Raw genomic sequence first — 17,787 nt, forward strand, 5'->3', positions numbered from 1 at the left:
TGCTTCGTCGCCAGCGCAAAATTGCTACGCAATTTTGTCGCGGGCTCCTCGCAATGACGGTGGGAGCAGTTTGCTCCCACCCCGCCTGCCCCGCTGCCCTCCGCAGCTTTTACTTCATCGGCCAGATCGCCTCGGCGATCGCAGCCTGCGGCGGGAAGATGGTGACGAACTTGCCGCCGACATACTGCAGCAGCACCGGATCGGCGTCGTTGTTCTGGCCCATCTCGTCGAACTTGACGCGCTTCCAGGGCATGATGGTCTTCTCGCCCGGGATGTCGGTCGCCGCGAGCGCATCGCGGATCTTCTCGCCGTCGGTCGACTTGGCGCGGCTGATGGCGTCGGCGAGGATGATCAGGCCCATGAACTGGCGCGAAGTGAGGTCGTTGAAATCCTTGCCGGACCTCGCCTTGAACATCTCGTTGATCTTGCCGACCATCGGCCGCTTCTGCGCGAGATCGAGCGAGAAGGTGCCGCGCGAGATCACGCCTTCGAGCTTGTCGCCGACGGCGTCGTAAAGCGCCTTCTCGGAGAAGCCGGCATCCTGCGCCACGATCGCATTCGGCTTGTAGCCGAGCTCGGCCATAGTCTTGACCAGGAGGATGCCGTCAGTGGTGTAGCTCGACGGCATCAGCACGTCGGCATTGGCGGTCTTGAGCTGCTGCACCTCGGCCGAGAGCGAGGGCGAGTTGGCGCGATACTTGATGTCGGTGACGATCTTGTAGCCGCGCTCGCCGGCAATCTTGGTCTGGGCATTGCCGGAATCGGTGCCGAAGATGGTGTCCTCGTGGAACAGCGACAGCGTCTCGATCTTGGTGCCCTTCTTCTTCATCGCATCGAAGAAGTCGAACATCGCGGCCGAGTACATCTCGTCGTGCGGCGAGGCGCGGAAGTAATATTTCAGGCCGCGGCGGTGCAGGCTCGGGGAGGAATTGTCGGCGGACAGGAACGGGACCTGATAGCGTTCGCATATCTGGCTGACGGTGACGGCCACCGCGCTCTGGTAAGTGCCGATGATCGCGCAAACCTTCTCCTGCGTGATCAGGCGCTCGGCCTCGGCGCGGCCCTTCTGCGGATCGGCCTGATGGTCGGCGAGCACGAGGCGGATCTTGGCGCCGCCGAGACCCGGGAGGCCTTCGCCCTTTGCCAGCGGCAGGTCGAAATCGCTGTCCTTGTTGATGACTTCGAGCGCGGTCTCATAGGCCTTCTGCGCGTCGACGCCCTGCTGCGCGCTGCCGCCGGAGAACGGATAGATCACGCCGATCACAACTTCCGTCGTTTGTGCGCGCGCTGCCAGCGGCACGAGAGCGGCACTGGCGGTGGCTCCCAACAACACGTCGCGGCGAGTGATCGTCATGGCAAAGTCCCCTGTTCCTGAATTTCGGCTGATCGAATGAAGCGATTGGTGGATGCGGTAAAGCCTGAAGAAGCAGCAGACGCTGCCCACTAAATCACGGCCATGTTTCTGTTCTTGAGATCGGTCACCAGCATCAGGCCGGGCGAATGCGTGATAGCGAACGGCAGCTTCGCGGCGTTGATGACCGATTGCGGCGTCACCCCACAGGCCCAGAACACCGGGATCTCGTCGTCGGCGACCGGCACCGGATCGCCGTAATCGGGCTTGGCGATATCCTTGATGCCGATCAGATGCGGATGGCCGAGATGCACGGGCGCGCCGTGCACGGCCGGATAGCGCGAGGTGATCTGCACCGCGCGGATCGCATCGGCCGGCTTGAACGGACGCATCGACACCACCATCGGGCCGGCGAACGGACCTGATACACCGCAGGCGATGTTGGTGCGGTACATCGGCACGCGCACGTTCTTCTCGATGTGGCGGATCGGCATGCCCTCCTCGAGCAGCGCCTCCTCGAACGAGAACGAGCAGCCGAGCACGAAGGTGACGAGGTCGTCGCGCCAATAGCTCGTCACGTCGGTCGGCTCGTCCACGACGTCGCCATCGCGCCAGACGCGGTAGCGCGGCACGTCGGTGCGGATGTCGAGATCGGCGCCGAGCGAGGGGATGTAAGGGCTGCCGACATCGGACATGCCGATGATCGGGCACGGCTTGGGATTGAGCTGGCAGAAGCGGTGGAAGGCTCCGGCATATTCCGCCGGCAGGATCGCCAGATTGCCCTGGACATATCCGGGGGCGGCGCCGGCGGTGGAGGCGACCAGCCCCTCGCGGTAGGCGAGCCGGGCCTTGCGGCTCGGGAGGGCGTCGGGTGTTTCAGTTTGCTGCGCTGCCACCAAAACAGTCATGTGATCGACCTGCCTATAAACTCGACAAAGACAAGCCAACACCAAGCGTGCTATAAAGTCTAATCTTCGTTTCTAATCAATCTCGATAAATCTGATTTATCGATCGGGAAAATCCTTCCAATGCTGGACTTCAGGTCGATCGAGACGTTCCTTTGGGTTGTGAAGCTCGGCAGCTTCCGTGGCGCCGCGCAACGGCTCAATACCACCCAGCCGGCGATCTCCCAGCGCATCGCCCAGCTCGAGCGCGAGATGGGCGTGAAGCTCTTGAACCGCGATCATCGCATCGCCTCCCCGACCCCGAGCGGCCGGCAGATGATGGTCTATGCGGAGAAGCTGATCGGCCTGCGCGCGGCGATGATGGCGGAGATCGGAGATGCTTCCGCGATGCGCGGCGTGATGCGGCTCGGCGTCGCCGAGACCATCGTGCACACCTGGCTGCCGCGGCTCGTCAAGAGCGTCAACGAGGTCTATCCGAACCTGTCGCTGGAGATCGAGGTCGACATCACGCCGAACCTCACCGCGCGCCTGCTCGCGCAGGAGATCGAGCTCGCCTTCGTGGTCGGACCGCTGTCCGCCTCCGGCGTGCACAACCGCGTGCTCGCCGATTATCCGATCGGCTTCCTCGCAAGTCCGTCGCTCGGGCTCGGCAAGGGCCCGGTGACGCCAGCAGAGCTCGCACGGTTTCCGATCATCACCTTCCCGCGCAAGACCAAGCCCTACGAGGTCGTGCGCGAGGTGTTCGACCGGCCGGAGCTGCCGCCGATCCGCCTGCATGCGTCCGCTTCGCTGGCGACCGTCATCCACATGGCGGTCGAGGGACTCGGCATCGCCGTGATCCCCGACGCCATCGTCGAGAACGAGCTTGCCGACGGACGCCTGCAGCTGCTCGACACCGATCTTTCCATCGCGCCACTGACTTTCACCGCGAGCTGGCTGGCCTCGCCCGATGTCGTCGCCGTGCAGCGCGTCGCCGAGCTTGCACGGCAAATTGCGCAGAGCAGCCTCGCGGTTGACGCGCCCGCACAGGCGCGTCATTGAAAAAGGCGCCGGACCTTTCTCCCGTCATTCCGGGATGGTGCGTAAGCACCAGACCCGGAATCTCGAGATTCCGGGTTCGCCCTTCGGGCGCCCCGGAATGACAGCGACAAATGGAAACGACCGCATGAGCCGAGCCGCGACCAACCTGCAAATCGATTCTGCCCGCCTGTGGGGCTCCATCCACGAGACCGCGCAATTCGGCGCGACGGCCAAGGGCGGCGTGCGGCGGCTGACGTTGAGCCGTGAAGACAAGCAGGTGCGCGATTGGTTCCGCAAGGCCTGCGAGGATGCCGGACTGGAAGTCCACGTCGACGCGCTCGGATCACAGTTCGGCCTGCGCAAAGGCCGCGACATGTCGAAGCTACCCGTCGGCATCGGCTCGCACCTCGACACCCAGCCGACCGGCGGCAAGTATGACGGCATCCTGGGGACGCTCGGCGCGCTGGAGGTGATCCGCACGCTGAATGATGCCGGCATCGAGACCGAGGCGCCGATCTGCATCGTGAACTGGACCAACGAGGAAGGCTCGCGCTTCGCACCTGCGATGATGGCCTCTGCCGCCTATGTCGGCGACTTCACCACCGACGACATTTTGTCGCGCAAGGACGCCGAGGGCACCACCGTCGGCCAGGCGCTCGACGGCATCGGCTATCGCGGCGACAAGCCGGTCGGCTTCCAGAAGCTCGGCTGCTTCGTCGAGCTGCACATCGAGCAGGGGCCGATCCTGGAAGCCGAAGGCAAGACCATCGGCGTGGTCGATTCCGGCCAGGGCGTGCTCTGGTACGACGGCAAGATCTCCGGCTTCGAGAGCCATGCGGGCTCCACGCCGATGCCGCTGCGGCGCGATGCGCTGGCGACCTTGTCCGAAATCGTGCTGGCGATGGAGTCGATTGCGAGGAAGCACGGACCGAACGCAGTCGGCACCATCGGCGAGGCCGTCATCGCCAATCCCTCGCGCAACGTCATTCCCGGCGAGATCGCCTTCACCATGGACTGCCGCAGTGCCGACGGCGCCATCATGGACGCGCTCGACCGCGATCTGCGAGCCGCGATTGCCGAGATCGCGGCGCGCCGCAAGGTCGAGGTCAAGATCGATCTGGTCTGGCGCAAGCCGCCGACGCATTTCGATCCGAAGCTGATTGCTGCCGTCGAGAACGCCGCCAAGACGCTCGGCTATTCCTCGCGCCGCATCACCTCCGGCGCCGGCCACGACGCCTGCAACCTCAACACGATCATGCCGGCGGCGATGGTGTTCGTGCCCTGCAAGGACGGCATCAGCCACAACGAGCTGGAGGATGCGACGCAGGGCGACTGCGCCGCGGGCACCAACGTCCTCATGCATACCGTGCTGGCGATCGCCGGCGTCGCATCCTGAGCGGAGAGAATTATGCGCGGAGTTTTCGTCGACGCCAATGAATCGCTTGCCGTGATCATGGAGCGGCTGGAGAAGCCCGGTGATCCCAAGGTGCGGATCAACAGGAATCCCGACATCACGCCCGAGCAATATCCGGAAGTGCTCGACGGCGCAGAGATCGCGATCGTCGACCACACGGCGCTGCCGACCGAGGTCGCGAAGAAATGCACCGGCCTGAAGCACGTCGTGTTCCTCGGCACCGGCGCGCGCAGCTACATGAATCCGGAAGAGCTCGCCGAGCTCGGCATTTCCGTGCATCTGATCAAGGGCTACGGCGACACCGCGGTTGCGGAATCCGCGATCGCGCTGATGTGGGCGTCGGCCCGCGTCATTGCGATGATGGACCGCGAGATGCGGGCCGGCAACTGGCTGCGCGAGGACGGCATGCAGCTCACCGGCAAGACGCTCGGCCTGATCGGCTTCGGCGGCATCGCCGCGGAGGTCGCGCGCATCGCGTCCGGCAGCGGCATGAAGGTGATCGCCTGGAATCGCTCGCCGAAGAGCCACGCGAGCGTCGAGTTCACCGACCTCGACAGCGTGCTGGCGAGAAGCGATGTGGTGTCGCTGCACCTGCTGCTCAACGACGAGACGCGCGGCATGATCACGCGCGAGAAAATTTTCGCAATGAAGCGCGGCGTCATCCTCATCAACACCGCCCGCGCCGCTGTTGTCGACGAGGCCGCCATGATCGAGGCGCTGAAGTCCGGCCATATCCGCCACGCCGGCCTCGATGTCTTCAACATCGAGCCGCTGCCCGGCGATCATCCGCTGACGAAGCTGCCGAACGTGACGTTGTCGGCGCATTCGGCCTTCCGCACACCGGAGGCGAGCGAGAACCTGATTGAAGCGGCGTTGGTCCATTGCCGCCGGATCGTGAAGGGATAAGAGCAACAACAATGGCCGACTATCGCATCATCAAGGCTGAGTCGCTCACCAAGGCCATCCATGCCATCGTCAGGGCCGGCGGCTCCTCGGACCGCGAGGCCGAGCTCGTGGCCACCAATCTCGTCGAAGCCAATTTGAAGGGACACGACTCGCACGGCGTCGGCATGATTCCGCGCTACGTCCAGAGCGTCACCAATGGCGGCCTCGCCGTGAACTCACACGTCAAGATCGTGCTTGACACCGGCCCGCTTCTCACCCTCGACGGCCTCACCGGCTACGGCCAGGTGATCGGCCATGAAGCGATGGAGCTCGCGGCCGAGCGCGCAAAGAAGAACGGTGTTTGCCTTGTCGGCCTCTCAAATTCGCATCACATCGGCCGCATCGGCCACTGGGCCGAGCAGTGCATCGATCACGGCCTGGTCTCGATCCACTTCGTCAACGTGATCTCGCGGCCGATCGTGGCGCCCTGGGGCGGCAGCGACGCACGCCACGGCACCAACCCGTTCTGCGTCGGCATCCCGCGCGCCGGCAAGGATCCGATCGTGCTCGACTTCGCCACCAGCAGGATCGCGCAGGGCAAGACCCGCGTCGCGCACAACAAAGGCGTCGCGCTCGAACCCGGCACGGTCATCGACAATGAAGGCAAGCAGACGACAAACCCGCGCTACACCGTGATTCCGCCGTACGGCGCGATCCTGCCGTTCGGCGAGCACAAGGGTTCGGGGCTCGCGCTGGTGTGCGAGATCCTCGGCGGCGCGCTCTCCGGCGGGCAGGTGGTCAAGGGCTCGTCCGACGGCAAGTACAATGTCCTCAACGGCATGCTCTCGATCGTCATCGACCCCGGCAAGCTCGGCACCGGCGAGAACCTTGCACGCGAAGTTGAGAGCTTCGTGAGCTGGCACACCGGCTCGCCGCCTGCCCCCGGCGTCGACAAGGTCAAAATCGCGGGCGAGCCGGAGCGCGAGATCAAGAAGAAACGCCTCGCCGAGGGAATCCCGGTCGACCCAACCACCTGGCAGGAGATCCTGGATGCCGGGAAGAAGTTCGGGCTGGAACAGACGGCGATCGAGAAGATCGCGAGCTGATCGGAGCGAGGCGCGTTCCTCGGCGTCGCCTCGCGCCTCATGACCAATCGCGCAAGAGAGACTGGACGGCGGCGAAGATATCGACGTGCTCGCGGCACGGGTTTGAACCGCCCCGCATGACCTTGCGACAATGCGGATATCCGATTGCATCCGCCCGAGGTTCGCATGCTCTCCCGTCTCGCAAAATTCGTGTCCGGCTCAAACCTTCCGTCGCCCGGATCCGATCTCTACCGGCAACGGCTCGCCATCTACGAGAGCGAGCTTGGCGAGCCCGAGCGCACATTCACGGACTACGCGGAGCGCCGCATCGACATCCACGCCTTCGCGCCGCGATTTCGTCCCGGTTTGCCAGGAGGGCTCCGACGAAGGCTATGTCCTTCTCACCAACGGCATGAGCGAGCAACGGATGCACGGCGTCCCCGGGGACGCAAAGCCCCGGGCCGAGCTGATGTGGTACGTCCGCGAGCCGACGCAGGACGTTTGCGCCAATCTGCGCTGGCTGGCCAATCTGCCGTTCATCGACACGACCTGGTTCGGCTTCGGCCATCGCGTCGCGCTTCCGTGGCCGCCGGTTGCAGGAACGGACTTCCAGACGTTCCTGTTGCTCACACCGATCATCGGCCCCGACAAGGAGATCGCCGAGGCGCTGGAGATTGCGGGCGATCCGGTGGAGATCCTGACCGTGAACCTGATCTCGCATCAGGAGCTCGGGCTGATCAAGTCCAGGGGGCTCGATCCGTTTCTCGATCTGCTCGACGAGAACGACTATCCGCCGATCTTCGATCCGGCGCGGAAGTCGTATGTGTAGTCGTAGGGTGGGTTAGCCGAGCGGATGCGCGAAGCGCATCTGCTTGGCGTAACCCACCACTTCTGTCTCTGCGGATACGAACAGTGGCGGGTTACGCCCAGCGGACCACGCTTCGCGCGGCGCAGGGCTAAACCCACCCTACGCAGGGTGCCCCGCCTCAATCCACCATATCCGCAACCGCCTTGCCGCACGCCGTCGTGTCGGCATTACCGCCGAGATCCTTGGTGCGCAGCGTGCGTTCGGCGAGCGTGCGCTCGATCGCCTCGACGATCGACTTGCCGGCTTCCTTCTCACCGAGATGCTCGAACATCATCGCGCCGGACCAGATCATGCCGATCGGGTTGGCGATGCCCTGGCCTGCGATGTCGGGCGCCGAGCCGTGCACCGGTTCGAACACGGATGGGAAATCGCCCTCGGGGTTGATGTTGCCGGACGGAGCGATGCCGATGGTGCCGGTGCAGGCCGGGCCGAGGTCGGAGAGGATGTCGCCGAACAGGTTGGAGCCGACCACGACGTCGAACCAGTCCGGATGCAGCACGAAGTTCGCGGTGAGAATGTCGATGTGGTACTTGTCCCACTTCACGCCTGGAAACTTCTTGGCCATCGCCTCCACGCGCTCGTCCCAATAGGGCATGGTGATCGAGATTCCGTTGGACTTGGTCGCCGAGGTCAGGTGCTTCTTGGGCCGCGACTGCGCGAGCTCGAAGGCGAATTTCAGGATGCGGTCGACGCCGGTGCGGGTCATCACCGTCTGCTGCGTCACGAACTCGCGGTCGGTGTCCGGGAACATGCGGCCGCCGACCGAGGAATATTCGCCTTCGGTGTTCTCGCGCACGACCCAGAAATCGATGTCGCCGGGCTTGCGGCCCGCCAGCGGCGACGGCACGCCGGGCATCAGCCGCACCGGGCGCAAGTTCACGTACTGGTCGAACTCGCGGCGGAACTTGATCAGCGAGCCCCACAGCGAGACGTGGTCCGGGATCTTGGCCGGCCAGCCGACCGCACCGAAATAGATCGCATCGTGCTTTCCGATCTTCTCCTTCCAGTCGTCGGGCATCATCTGGCCGTGCTTCTCGTAATAGTCGTAAGAGGAGAAGTCGAAATGGTCGAAATGCAGCGAGACGTTGTGCTTTTTCGCCGCCGCCTCCAAAACGCGCAGGCCCTCGGGCATCACCTCCTTGCCGATGCCGTCGCCGGGAATGACCGCGATCCGGTATTGTTTCTTGCTCATCGAGAACGTCCTTGGTTGGTCCGGCAGTCGCCGCCTTCTGACTGCACTGCAATGGACCAAACGCGGCGGCAGTGCAACGCTGCACTGCAATGTTGACCATGGCGCGGCCAAGCGCCTACTGATTTGATCCTATTCCCACGAACGAGTACCCCCATGGATCTGCATCTGCGCGGCAAGCGCGTCCTGATCACCGGCGCGTCCAAGGGCATTGGCGCAGCCGCCGCCGAGGCCTTCGCCGAGGAAGGCGCGCATCTCCTCCTCGCGGCGCGTAGCGGCGATCAACTCAAGGCGCTGGCCGACCGTTTGCGCGCCGCGCACCAGATCGACGCCACAACGAGCATCGTCGATCTGCGCAAGGAGGAGGACGTGGCCCGGCTGGCGAAGGAAGCCGCCGACATCGACGTGCTCGTCAACAACGCCGGCGACATCCCCGGCGGCTCGATCGACAAGATCGACGAGGCGACTTGGCGGCACGCCTGGGAATTGAAGGTGTTCGGCTATATCAACCTGACGCGCTACATCTACGCCCAGATGAAAGCCAGGGGTGGCGGCGTCATCGTCAACGACATCGGCGCGGCCGGCGAGAAGTTCGACGCCAACTACATCTGCGGCAGCGCCGGCAATGCCGCGCTGATGGCGTTCACACGGGCGCTCGGCGGCAAGAGCCTGGCCGACAACATCCGCGTGGTCGGCATCAATCCCGGCCCCGTCGGCACCGACCGCCACGTCACCCTGCTGAAGACGCGGGCCAAGCACCAGTTCGGCGACGAGAGCCGCTACAAGGAATTCCAGAAGAGCCTGCCGCTCGGCCGTCCCGCGCATGCGCGCGAGATCGGCGACCTCATGGCGTTCCTGGCCTCGGATCGCGCCGGCTATACGTCGGGGGTGATCTATACCGTTGACGGCGGCATCAGCGCCGGGTGGGGTTAACTCTATTCTCGTCATTGCGAGCGCAGCGAAGCAATCCAGGAATCTTGCCGCAGTGACAGTCTGGATTGCTTCGCTGCGCTCGCAATGACGACACAACAAGCACTGGAGTAAGATATTTGTCTCAAGACCTGATCCGCGAAACCGCCTGCACCGTCGTCGACAAGCTGCGCTCCGGCGACGTCTCGCCGCTCGAGCTCTTGGACGTGCTGGAGAAGCGCATCAAGGAGGTCGACGGCAAGGTCAACGCGCTGCCGACGCTGTGCTTCGATCGCGCGCGGGAGAGTGCGAAGACACTGATGCAGAAGCCGGCCGGCGCGCGCGGGCTGCTCGCCGGGCTGCCGGTGCCGATCAAGGATCTGACCGACGTCGCGGGCGTGTTGAACACGCAGGGCTCGCCGATCTTCAAGGACAACATCCCCGCGAAGTCCGACCTCATGGTCGAGAACCTCGAGGCCAACGGCGCGGTCGTCTACGCCAAGTCGAACACGCCAGAGTTCGGGGCCGGTGCCAACACGTTCAACGAGGTGTTCGGCGCGACGCTCAATCCCTGGGACACGACGAAATCGGCCGCGGGCTCCTCCGGCGGCGCGGCGGTGGCGCTGGCGACCGGCATGGCCTGGCTCGCCCAAGGCTCCGACATGGGCGGATCCTTGCGCAGCCCCGCGGCCTTCTGCGGCGTCGTCGGCATGCGGCCGAGCATCGGCCGCGTCGCGCATACCCCAAAGTCCGGCATCGATCGCAATCTCGGCGTGGTCGGCCCGATGGCGCGCAACGTCGAGGATCTCGCGCTGCTGCTGGATGCCATGAGCGGCGACTATGCCGACGATCCGCTGTCGCTGCCGGCTCCCGCAACCTCGTTCCTGTCGGCGGCCCAGGCGGGCAAGCGGCCGAGGCGCATCGCCTATTCGCCCGATCTAGGCATCACCCCGGTCGATCCCGAAGTGAAGGCGATCACACGAAAGGCCGCCGAACGTTTCGCCGAAGCCGGCGCCATCGTCGAGGAGGCGCATCCGGACTGGCGCGAGGCGCATGAATGCTTCCACGTGCTGCGCGCCTTCGACTTTGCGATCACCAAGGCCAATCTGCTGCGCACCAAGCGCGACCTGCTCAAGCCCGAGGTGATCTGGAACATCGAGGAGGGTCTCAAGCTGACAGTCGAGCAGCTCGCGCGCGCCGAGGCGCAGCGCGTCGGCATGACGGCGCGGGCAGTCGAGTTCTTCAAGAGCTACGATCTGTTGCTGACGCCGACCACGATCGTTCCGCCCTTCCCGATCGAGCATCGCTATGTCGCCGAATGCGCCGGCAAGAGGTTCGAAAACTACGTCGAGTGGCTTGGCATCGTCTACGCCATCACGCTGGCCTGCTGCCCGTCTCTCTCCCTGCCCTGCGGCTTCACGGCCTCGGGCCTGCCGGTCGGCGTGCAGGTAGTCGGCGCGCCGCGCGCCGACGCGCAGGTGATCGCCGGAGCGAAGGTGCTGGAAGACATTCTGGGCCTGCGCGGCACGACGCCGATCTATCCGAAGGTGAAGGACTGAGCTCCGCGCCTGCGCAGTCGTTCGCCGGAGGGGCGTTCTCGCTCGGCGGCGGCAACATACCGAGGCGCGGCTTGCCGCGGCCGACCTGCGTCTCGGAGAAAGGTTGATCCATGAGCACTCGCACCAGCCGTGTGCTACATCGCTCACTGCGCGAAACGCCACCCAAGGCGATCGGCGGCGAGGGCATTTATCTCTTCGCCGAGGACGGACGCCGCATCATCGATGCCTCCGGTGGCGCGGCGGTCTCCTGCCTCGGCCACCAGCACCCGCGCGTCATCGCGGCGATGGCAAATCAGGCGTCCACCCTCGCCTACGCGCACACGGCTTTCTTCTCCTCCGAGCCGGCTGAAGCACTGGCCGAAAAGCTGGTCGGACACGAGCCCGGCGGGCTCGCCTACGCCTATTTCGTCAGCGGCGGATCGGAGGCAATCGAAGCCAGCATCAAGCTGGCGCGGCAATATTTCATCGAGCGCGGCGAGCCGCAGCGGCAGCATTTCATCGCGCGGCGACAGAGCTATCACGGCAACACGCTCGGCGCGCTTGCCGCCGGCGGCAACGCCTGGCGCCGCGCGCCCTATGCGCCGCTGCTGTCGACCGCTTTCAGCCACGTCACGCCGGCCTTCGCCTATCACGAGAAGCGCGAGGGCGAGTCGGATGCGCAGTTTGTGGCGCGCCTCGCCACCGAGCTCGAAGCCGAGTTCCAGCGGCTCGGCCCCGACACCGTCGCGGCCTTCCTCGCCGAGCCCGTCGTCGGCGCCACCGCCGGCGCCGTGACCGCCCCGGACGGCTACTTCAAAGCGGTGCGCGAGGTCTGCGACCGCCACGGTGCACTGCTCATTCTCGACGAGGTCATGTGCGGCATGGGCCGCACCGGCACGACGCATGCCTGGGAGCAGGAGCGCGTCGCGCCCGATATTCAGGCGATCGCCAAGGGGCTCGGCGGCGGCTATCAGCCGATCGGTGCCATGCTCGTCAGCGGCAGGATCATCGACACCATCCGCGCGGGCTCGGGCGCGTTCCTGCACGGTCACACCTATCTCGCACACCCCCTCGCCTGCGCGGCCGCGCTCGCGGTGCAGGACGTCATCCGGGAGGACGGCCTGCTCGCCCGCGTGAAGGAGCGCGGCAAGCAGCTCGAGCAGCGCCTGATCGAGCGCTTCGGCAATCATCGCCATGTCGGCGACATCAGGGGACGCGGCCTGTTCTGGGCAATCGAGCTCGTCGCCGACCGCGCCGACCGAACCTCGTTCGATCCGGCGCTCAAGCTGAACCAGAAGATCAAGGCCGAGGCGTTTGCGCATGGGCTCGGCTGCTATCCCGGGGGTGGCACCGTGGACGGTGTCCGCGGCGATCACGTGCTGCTGGCGCCGCCCTACATCACCTCGGCTGGCGAGATCGACCTGATCGTCGACAAGCTGGGAACCGCCGTCGATAACGTATTACGCAGTGTCGACGAATGAGGGGCGGCGCGCACCGTTTCGTCGACCGGAACGTAGCACTTCGCGATGCACAGCGTCTCAAAAGTGCGAGACCTTCCATGCGCAATGACGTTCCATGACGACGCCCCCTCGCATCGCCCTTATCCACGCCCTCAAGCATTCCATCGCCCCGATCGAGGCAGCGTTTGCGCAGGCGTGGCCCGAGGCGCGGCTGATGAACCTGCTTGACGACAGTCTCTCGGCGGATCTCGCCCGCGACGGGCAACTCAATGATGCCATGACCGAACGCTTCCTCGCGCTCGGCGACTACGCAGCGGCGACGGGAGCAGATGGAATCCTGTTCACCTGCTCCGCCTTCGGCCCGTGCATCGAGGCCGTCGCGCGCGCGCATGCGCCGATGCCCGTGCTGAAGCCGAACGAGGCCATGATTGAGAGGGCGGTGACCATGGGCCGGCGCATCGGCCTGCTCTCGAGCTTTCCGCCGACGCTGGCGTCGATGCCGCCCGAGTTTCCCGACTCCGTCGAGGTGGTGCCGAAGCTCGCCGACGGCGCGCTGACCGCGCTCGACCGCGGCGACCGCGCCACGCATGACCGGCTGATCGCGGAGGCCTCACGGAGCTTGCGCGATTGCGACGTCATCGCGCTGGCGCAATTCAGCATCGCCGCGACGGCGCCGCTGGTCGCGGAGGCCACAGGCCGCCCCGTCGTGACCACGCCGGACAGCGCGGTCGAAAAGCTGATGAAGCTGCTGAAGGCGAAGCCCTAAGCGCCGGCCTTGGTCCGACGCCGCGCATCCTTGATCGCGACCGCAAGCGCAGCCTTCGTCTCGTTGACGAAATCCTCGACCAGTTCCTCGCGCGTGGCATGCGCCGCCTCGCCGGTGAACAGGCCCTGCTCGGCCAGCATCACCACCCCGTGCAGCGCCGCCCAGATCTTGAGCGCCTGCCGTTCGCGCAAATAACCCACGGCGGGCGCTTCCAGAGCTTCGATCACGAGCGCAAAGGTCTCCCGCGTCGCCTCGTGCAGCTCGCTGCCCTTGGCCGCGCAGGACACCGTGCGCGAGGCGAACATCAGGCGGTAGATGCCATTCCGGCGCAAGCCGAAATCGAGCGTCGCCTGTGCGAGCCGCGAGAGCTTCGATTGCTGCGACGGCTTTGCCATCGCTTCGCGCAAGAGCGCCGAGAGCTGCCGGAATGCTTGCGCGGTGACGGCGGCGAGCAGCGCCTCGCGGTCGGCAAAATGCCGGTATGGCGCCGGCTGCGAGACCCCGAGCTTCTTGGCAAGCGCCTTGATGCTGATGGCCTCCGCGCCGCCCCGCTCTGCCTCTTGCAGCGCGGCCTCGATCAACGCATCGCGGAGATCGCCATGGTGGTAGGTCTTCTCGGGCTTGCGGGCTGGTCGTGAGCGCATGTCGGGGCGAAGCCTATAAGTTTGCGCTTGACAGGGGAAGCCCGCCGCGAATGTAATAGCATATAACTTAAATAAAGCTGGGATGGGGAAACGCGCCGCCTTCGGGCCCTCGCGCGCACACGACCAAGGAAGCCGAGAATGGCAGAGCGACTGAAGGTTCACGTCGATCCCGACAAATGCCAGGGTCATGCCCGCTGCAAGGCGCTCGCGCCGGAGCTTTTCGAGCTCGACGAATACGGCAACGCGCACGAAGCTGGTGACGGCACCGTCCCGCCAGGACTCGAGGACAAGGCCTGGCTTGCGAAATCCAACTGCCCGGAAATCGCAATCGATGTGATCGAGGAATAGTGCGGCCGTTGCCGCCCCGCATGCGTTCAGCGAATACGAGCCAAGGGATTGCCTGCCATGTCCGACGTCGACCAGCCTGTCGCCCATCCGCCCGTCACCGACTGGGTCCATGATTTCGACCACACCGATCCGCAATGGACCGAGGACCCGTTCCCGATCTGGGACGAGCTGCGGGCCATAAGTCCCGTGGTGCACACCGAACGTTTCCTCGGCTGCTATTTGCCGACGACCTATGAAGCCGTGCGCGAGATCGCCAACGACACCGAGCACTTCTCCTCCCGCCGCATCATCGTCCGCGACGTACGGCCGGAAATCACCAGCCGGAACGCAGCCCCGCCGATCACCTCCGATCCGCCCGAGCACAAACCGGCCAAGCAATTGCTGCTGCCGCCGTTCACCCCGGACGCGATGAAGAAGCTCGAGCCGCGCGTCCGCGCCATCTGCAACGAGCTGATCGACGACTTCATCGCCGAGCAGAGGGTGGACGCTGCGGCACGCTACACCAAGCACATCCCGGTTCGGGCGATCGCGCACATGCTCGGCATCCCCGAGAGCGACAGCGACCTTTTCATCAATTGGATCCACATGATCCTCGAGCTCGGCATCAGGGACGAGAGCAAGCTGCTCCAGGCCGTGCAGGAGATGACGGCCTATTTCGGCGGCCATATCGAAGCGCGCAAGAGCAAGCCCACCGACGATCTGATCTCCTACCTGATGAACGCCAGGGACAAGAACGGCAATCCGCTCGAGGACACCCATGTGATGGGCTCGCTGCGCCTGCTGCTGATCGCCGGCATCGACACCACCTGGAGCGCGATCGGCTCCTCGCTCTGGCATCTTGCGAAGACGCCGGCCGACCGCGAGCGGCTGATCGCCGAGCCCGGACTGATCCCGACAGCCGTGGAGGAGCTGCTGCGCGCCTATTCGCCGGTGACGATGGCGCGTGAAGTGGTCAAGGAGACCACGGTATCCGGCTGTCCGGTCAAGCCGGGCAACATGGTGCTGCTGTCGTTCCCGGCAGCCAACCGCGACCCCAAGATGTTTCCGGACGCTGACAAAGTCGTGATCGACCGGCGCGAGAACCGCCATGCGGCCTTCGGCCTCGGCATCCACCGCTGCGTCGGTTCCAACCTCGCGCGCATGGAAATGCAGGTGGCGCTGGAGGAATGGCTGAAGCGGATTCCCGACTTCCGGCTCGATCCGGCAGGTACGGTGACTTGGTCGCAAGGAACGGTGCGCGGCCCCCGCCAGTTGCCATTTTTGCTCGGAAAGGCGATGTAAGGCCTTCCCAAAGGAAGCGGACAGGCCTTTCATGGCGTGCGCAACACCAAGCAGGCCTCAGCCATGCATTGCCACCAGCACAGGCCATGACCGACGAGACGCCATCCGACAGCAAGCTGACGCGCACCAAGGAGAAGTGGGCGCGCGAGGGCCGCTTTCTCACCGGCAAGATTACACGCCCGGAGGATCAAAGGCTTCCACCCGGGCAGCATCTCACCAAGGACTGGCCGGTGCTCGATCTCGGGGTCACGCCGCCGGTCTCGCGCGAGCGCTGGCGGCTCGACGTCTATGGCGCGGTCGAGACCCCCGTTTTCTGGACCTTTGCCGAATTCGCCGCGCAGAAGCAGTCCCAGTTCACCTCGGACATCCATTGCGTCACGACCTGGTCGCGCTATGACAACGAATGGGAAGGGCTCGCCACGCGTGAGCTGCTGGCGGCCTGCCAGCCGCGCGAGGATGCCCGCTTCGTCGTGCTGCATTCCTATGACGGTTACACCACCAATCTCGCGCTGGAGGATTTTGCCGCCGAGGACGCGCTGCTCGCCCACACCTGGTCCGGCCAGCCGCTGACGGACGAGCATGGCGGCCCGGTGCGACTGGTCGTACCGCACCTCTATTTCTGGAAGAGCGCGAAATGGCTCCAGGCCATCGAATTCCTGACCGAGGACGCGCCGGGCTTCTGGGAAGTCCGCGGCTATCATAACCGCGGTGATCCCTGGGCCGAGCAGCGCTATTCGGGCGATTAGGTTCGAGCAAGACGGGGGGAAGCCCATGCCGACGGAACGCTTTCAATTCACCGGCGAAGGCGGCCACCAGCTCGCGGCCGCGCTGGAGCTGCCTGACGGCGAGCCCGCGGCGTTCGCGCTGTTCGCGCACTGCTTCACCTGCGGCAAGGACACGCTGGCCGCCAAGCGCATCTCGGTCGCGCTCGCTGCCAAGGGCATCGCGGTGCTGCGCTTCGACTTCACCGGGCTTGGTTCCAGTGGCGGCGATTTCGCCAATTCGACGTTCTCCTCCAACGTCGCCGATCTCGTCCGCGCCGCCGATCATTTGCGCGAGACCCGCAAGGCACCCTCGATCCTGATCGGCCATAGCCTGGGTGGCGCCGCGATCCTCGCCGCTGCCGGACGGATTCCCGAGGCGAGAGCGGTGGCCACCATCGCGGCGCCCTCGGATCCCGCTCACGTCACCGGCCTGTTCCGGGAGCATCTCGACAACATCCGCGCGCAGGGCGAGGTCGAAGTGTCGCTCGCGGGACGCCCGTTCCGGATCAAGCGCGAATTCCTCGACGACATCGCCGAGCACGAGCTGATGAAGGACGTCACCGGCCTGCACAAGGCGCTGCTGGTGATGCATTCGCCCGTTGACGACACCGTCGGCATCGACAACGCAACGAAGCTCTTCGTCGCGGCAAGACATCCCAAGAGCTTCGTCTCGCTCGACCACGCCGATCATCTTCTGACCAAGCCTGCCGACGCGCTCTACACGGCCGACATGATCGTGGCCTGGGCCAGCCGTTACGTCGATGCAGCGACGCCCGCGAAGGCGATGGATCTGCCGGAGGAGCCGCGCAAGGTCGTCGTGCAGGAGACCCGCAAGAGCACGTTCAACCAGACCATCATTGTCGGCCCGCATCATCTGGTGGCGGACGAGCCCATTGCGGCCGGCGGCGCGGATGCCGGGCCCGGCCCGTACGATTTCCTGCTCGCCGGCTTAGGTGCCTGCACCTCGATGACTATGCGTCTCTATGCCGACCGCAAGTCGCTGCCGCTCGACCGCGTCACGGTCACGCTGAAGCATTCCAAGATCTACGCCAAGGATTGTGCGGAGTGCGAGACACGCGAGGGCATGCTCGACCAGATCGAGCGCGACATCGCGATCGACGGCGCGCTCGATGCCGAGCAGCGCAAGAAGCTGATGGAGATCGCCGACAAATGCCCGGTGCACCGGACGCTGACGTCGGAGATCCGGATCGTGACGAAGGCCGTCGGGTAGCGCCTAAGCGGATTGGCTTTAAGTTGAATAGACCGCCCGCGGGCTCGTTCGAACCTCTCCCGCTTGCGGGAGAGGTCGGCGCGAAGCGCCGGGTGAGGGTTCTCTCCACATGGGGATTCTCGCTTGCGG

17 protein-coding genes are annotated in these 17,787 nt (G+C 65.2%); 13 read left to right on the forward strand and 4 right to left on the reverse strand.

Going from position 1 to position 17,787, the window contains the following annotated elements; translation table 11 throughout:
• Window positions 1-109 precede the first annotated feature (109 nt).
• Together ABIA40_RS18170 and ABIA40_RS18175 are read right to left on the reverse strand one after the other, a co-directional pair.
• A complete protein-coding gene (locus ABIA40_RS18170) occupies window positions 110-1,354 on the reverse strand; it encodes an ABC transporter substrate-binding protein (RefSeq protein ID WP_404542561.1) in 1,245 nt (414 codons plus the stop codon).
• A gap of 89 nt (window positions 1,355-1,443) precedes the next feature.
• The gene (locus ABIA40_RS18175) at window positions 1,444-2,259 is read right to left on the reverse strand and encodes a putative hydro-lyase (RefSeq protein WP_157281198.1); all 816 of its coding nucleotides are present in this window, start codon (window positions 2,257-2,259) and stop codon (window positions 1,444-1,446) included.
• Between the two features lie 120 nt (window positions 2,260-2,379).
• Here ABIA40_RS18175 and ABIA40_RS18180 point away from each other — a divergent pair, with 120 nt between their 5' ends.
• The 5 genes from ABIA40_RS18180 (at window position 2,380) to ABIA40_RS18200 (ending at window position 7,489) form a co-directional block, all read left to right on the forward strand.
• Window positions 2,380-3,297, forward strand: a complete 918-nt coding sequence (locus ABIA40_RS18180) for a LysR family transcriptional regulator (protein WP_275496617.1) — start codon at window positions 2,380-2,382, stop codon at window positions 3,295-3,297.
• A 124-nt stretch (window positions 3,298-3,421) separates the two neighbouring features.
• Window positions 3,422-4,672, forward strand: a complete 1,251-nt coding sequence (locus tag ABIA40_RS18185; protein WP_271545344.1) for a Zn-dependent hydrolase — start codon at window positions 3,422-3,424, stop codon at window positions 4,670-4,672.
• 12 nt (window positions 4,673-4,684) lie between these two features.
• A complete protein-coding gene (locus tag ABIA40_RS18190) occupies window positions 4,685-5,596 on the forward strand; it encodes an NAD(P)-dependent oxidoreductase (RefSeq protein WP_271545345.1) in 912 nt (303 codons plus the stop codon).
• A gap of 11 nt (window positions 5,597-5,607) precedes the next feature.
• Complete coding sequence (locus ABIA40_RS18195; protein ID WP_404542565.1) at window positions 5,608-6,681, forward strand: malate/lactate/ureidoglycolate dehydrogenase; 1,074 nt, start codon at window positions 5,608-5,610, stop codon at window positions 6,679-6,681.
• Between the two features lie 406 nt (window positions 6,682-7,087).
• Window positions 7,088-7,489 carry a suppressor of fused domain protein gene (locus ABIA40_RS18200; RefSeq protein WP_404542567.1) on the forward strand — a complete coding sequence of 134 codons (402 nt, stop codon included), beginning with the start codon at window positions 7,088-7,090 and terminating at the stop codon, window positions 7,487-7,489.
• A 157-nt stretch (window positions 7,490-7,646) separates the two neighbouring features.
• Here the strand turns inward: ABIA40_RS18200 and ABIA40_RS18205 are convergent, their stop codons facing one another.
• On the reverse strand, window positions 7,647-8,720 hold the full coding sequence (locus ABIA40_RS18205; protein WP_036004872.1) for a tartrate dehydrogenase: 1,074 nt from the start codon (window positions 8,718-8,720) through the stop codon (window positions 7,647-7,649).
• 153 nt (window positions 8,721-8,873) lie between these two features.
• Here ABIA40_RS18205 and ABIA40_RS18210 point away from each other — a divergent pair, with 153 nt between their 5' ends.
• The 4 genes from ABIA40_RS18210 to ABIA40_RS18225 all read left to right on the forward strand — a co-directional run bounded on the left by ABIA40_RS18210 (window position 8,874) and on the right by ABIA40_RS18225 (window position 13,390).
• Complete coding sequence (locus ABIA40_RS18210) at window positions 8,874-9,650, forward strand: SDR family oxidoreductase (protein WP_157281184.1); 777 nt, start codon at window positions 8,874-8,876, stop codon at window positions 9,648-9,650.
• A gap of 116 nt (window positions 9,651-9,766) precedes the next feature.
• Complete coding sequence (locus ABIA40_RS18215; RefSeq protein WP_404542571.1) at window positions 9,767-11,185, forward strand: amidase; 1,419 nt, start codon at window positions 9,767-9,769, stop codon at window positions 11,183-11,185.
• Window positions 11,186-11,295: 110 nt separating this feature from the next.
• Complete coding sequence (locus ABIA40_RS18220; RefSeq protein WP_275496623.1) at window positions 11,296-12,645, forward strand: aspartate aminotransferase family protein; 1,350 nt, start codon at window positions 11,296-11,298, stop codon at window positions 12,643-12,645.
• Between the two features lie 94 nt (window positions 12,646-12,739).
• Window positions 12,740-13,390, forward strand: coding sequence for an aspartate/glutamate racemase family protein (locus ABIA40_RS18225; RefSeq protein WP_404542574.1), 651 nt, complete (start codon window positions 12,740-12,742; stop codon window positions 13,388-13,390).
• Here the strand turns inward: ABIA40_RS18225 and ABIA40_RS18230 are convergent.
• Window positions 13,387-14,034, reverse strand: a complete 648-nt coding sequence (locus tag ABIA40_RS18230; protein ID WP_404542576.1) for a TetR/AcrR family transcriptional regulator — start codon at window positions 14,032-14,034, stop codon at window positions 13,387-13,389. The genes ABIA40_RS18225 and ABIA40_RS18230 overlap by 4 nt on opposite strands.
• 138 nt (window positions 14,035-14,172) lie before the next feature.
• Between ABIA40_RS18230 and ABIA40_RS18235 the strand changes: the two genes are divergently transcribed.
• From ABIA40_RS18235 to ABIA40_RS18250, 4 genes are all read left to right on the forward strand, one after another.
• Complete coding sequence (locus ABIA40_RS18235) at window positions 14,173-14,382, forward strand: ferredoxin (protein ID WP_018648108.1); 210 nt, start codon at window positions 14,173-14,175, stop codon at window positions 14,380-14,382.
• Between the two features lie 57 nt (window positions 14,383-14,439).
• Window positions 14,440-15,663 (forward strand): cytochrome P450, encoded by a 1,224-nt coding sequence (locus tag ABIA40_RS18240; RefSeq protein ID WP_271545351.1) that lies wholly within the window; start codon window positions 14,440-14,442, stop codon window positions 15,661-15,663.
• Between the two features lie 86 nt (window positions 15,664-15,749).
• Window positions 15,750-16,409, forward strand: coding sequence for a sulfite oxidase-like oxidoreductase (locus ABIA40_RS18245; protein WP_271545352.1), 660 nt, complete (start codon window positions 15,750-15,752; stop codon window positions 16,407-16,409).
• Window positions 16,410-16,434: 25 nt separating this feature from the next.
• Complete coding sequence (locus tag ABIA40_RS18250; protein WP_271545353.1) at window positions 16,435-17,658, forward strand: bifunctional alpha/beta hydrolase/OsmC family protein; 1,224 nt, start codon at window positions 16,435-16,437, stop codon at window positions 17,656-17,658.
• The last annotated feature ends 129 nt before the right edge of the window (window positions 17,659-17,787 follow it).

It is taken from the genome of Bradyrhizobium sp. USDA 223 (assembly GCF_044909005.1).
In the GTDB taxonomy this organism is placed as follows: Bacteria; Pseudomonadota; Alphaproteobacteria; order Rhizobiales; family Xanthobacteraceae; genus Bradyrhizobium; species Bradyrhizobium yuanmingense.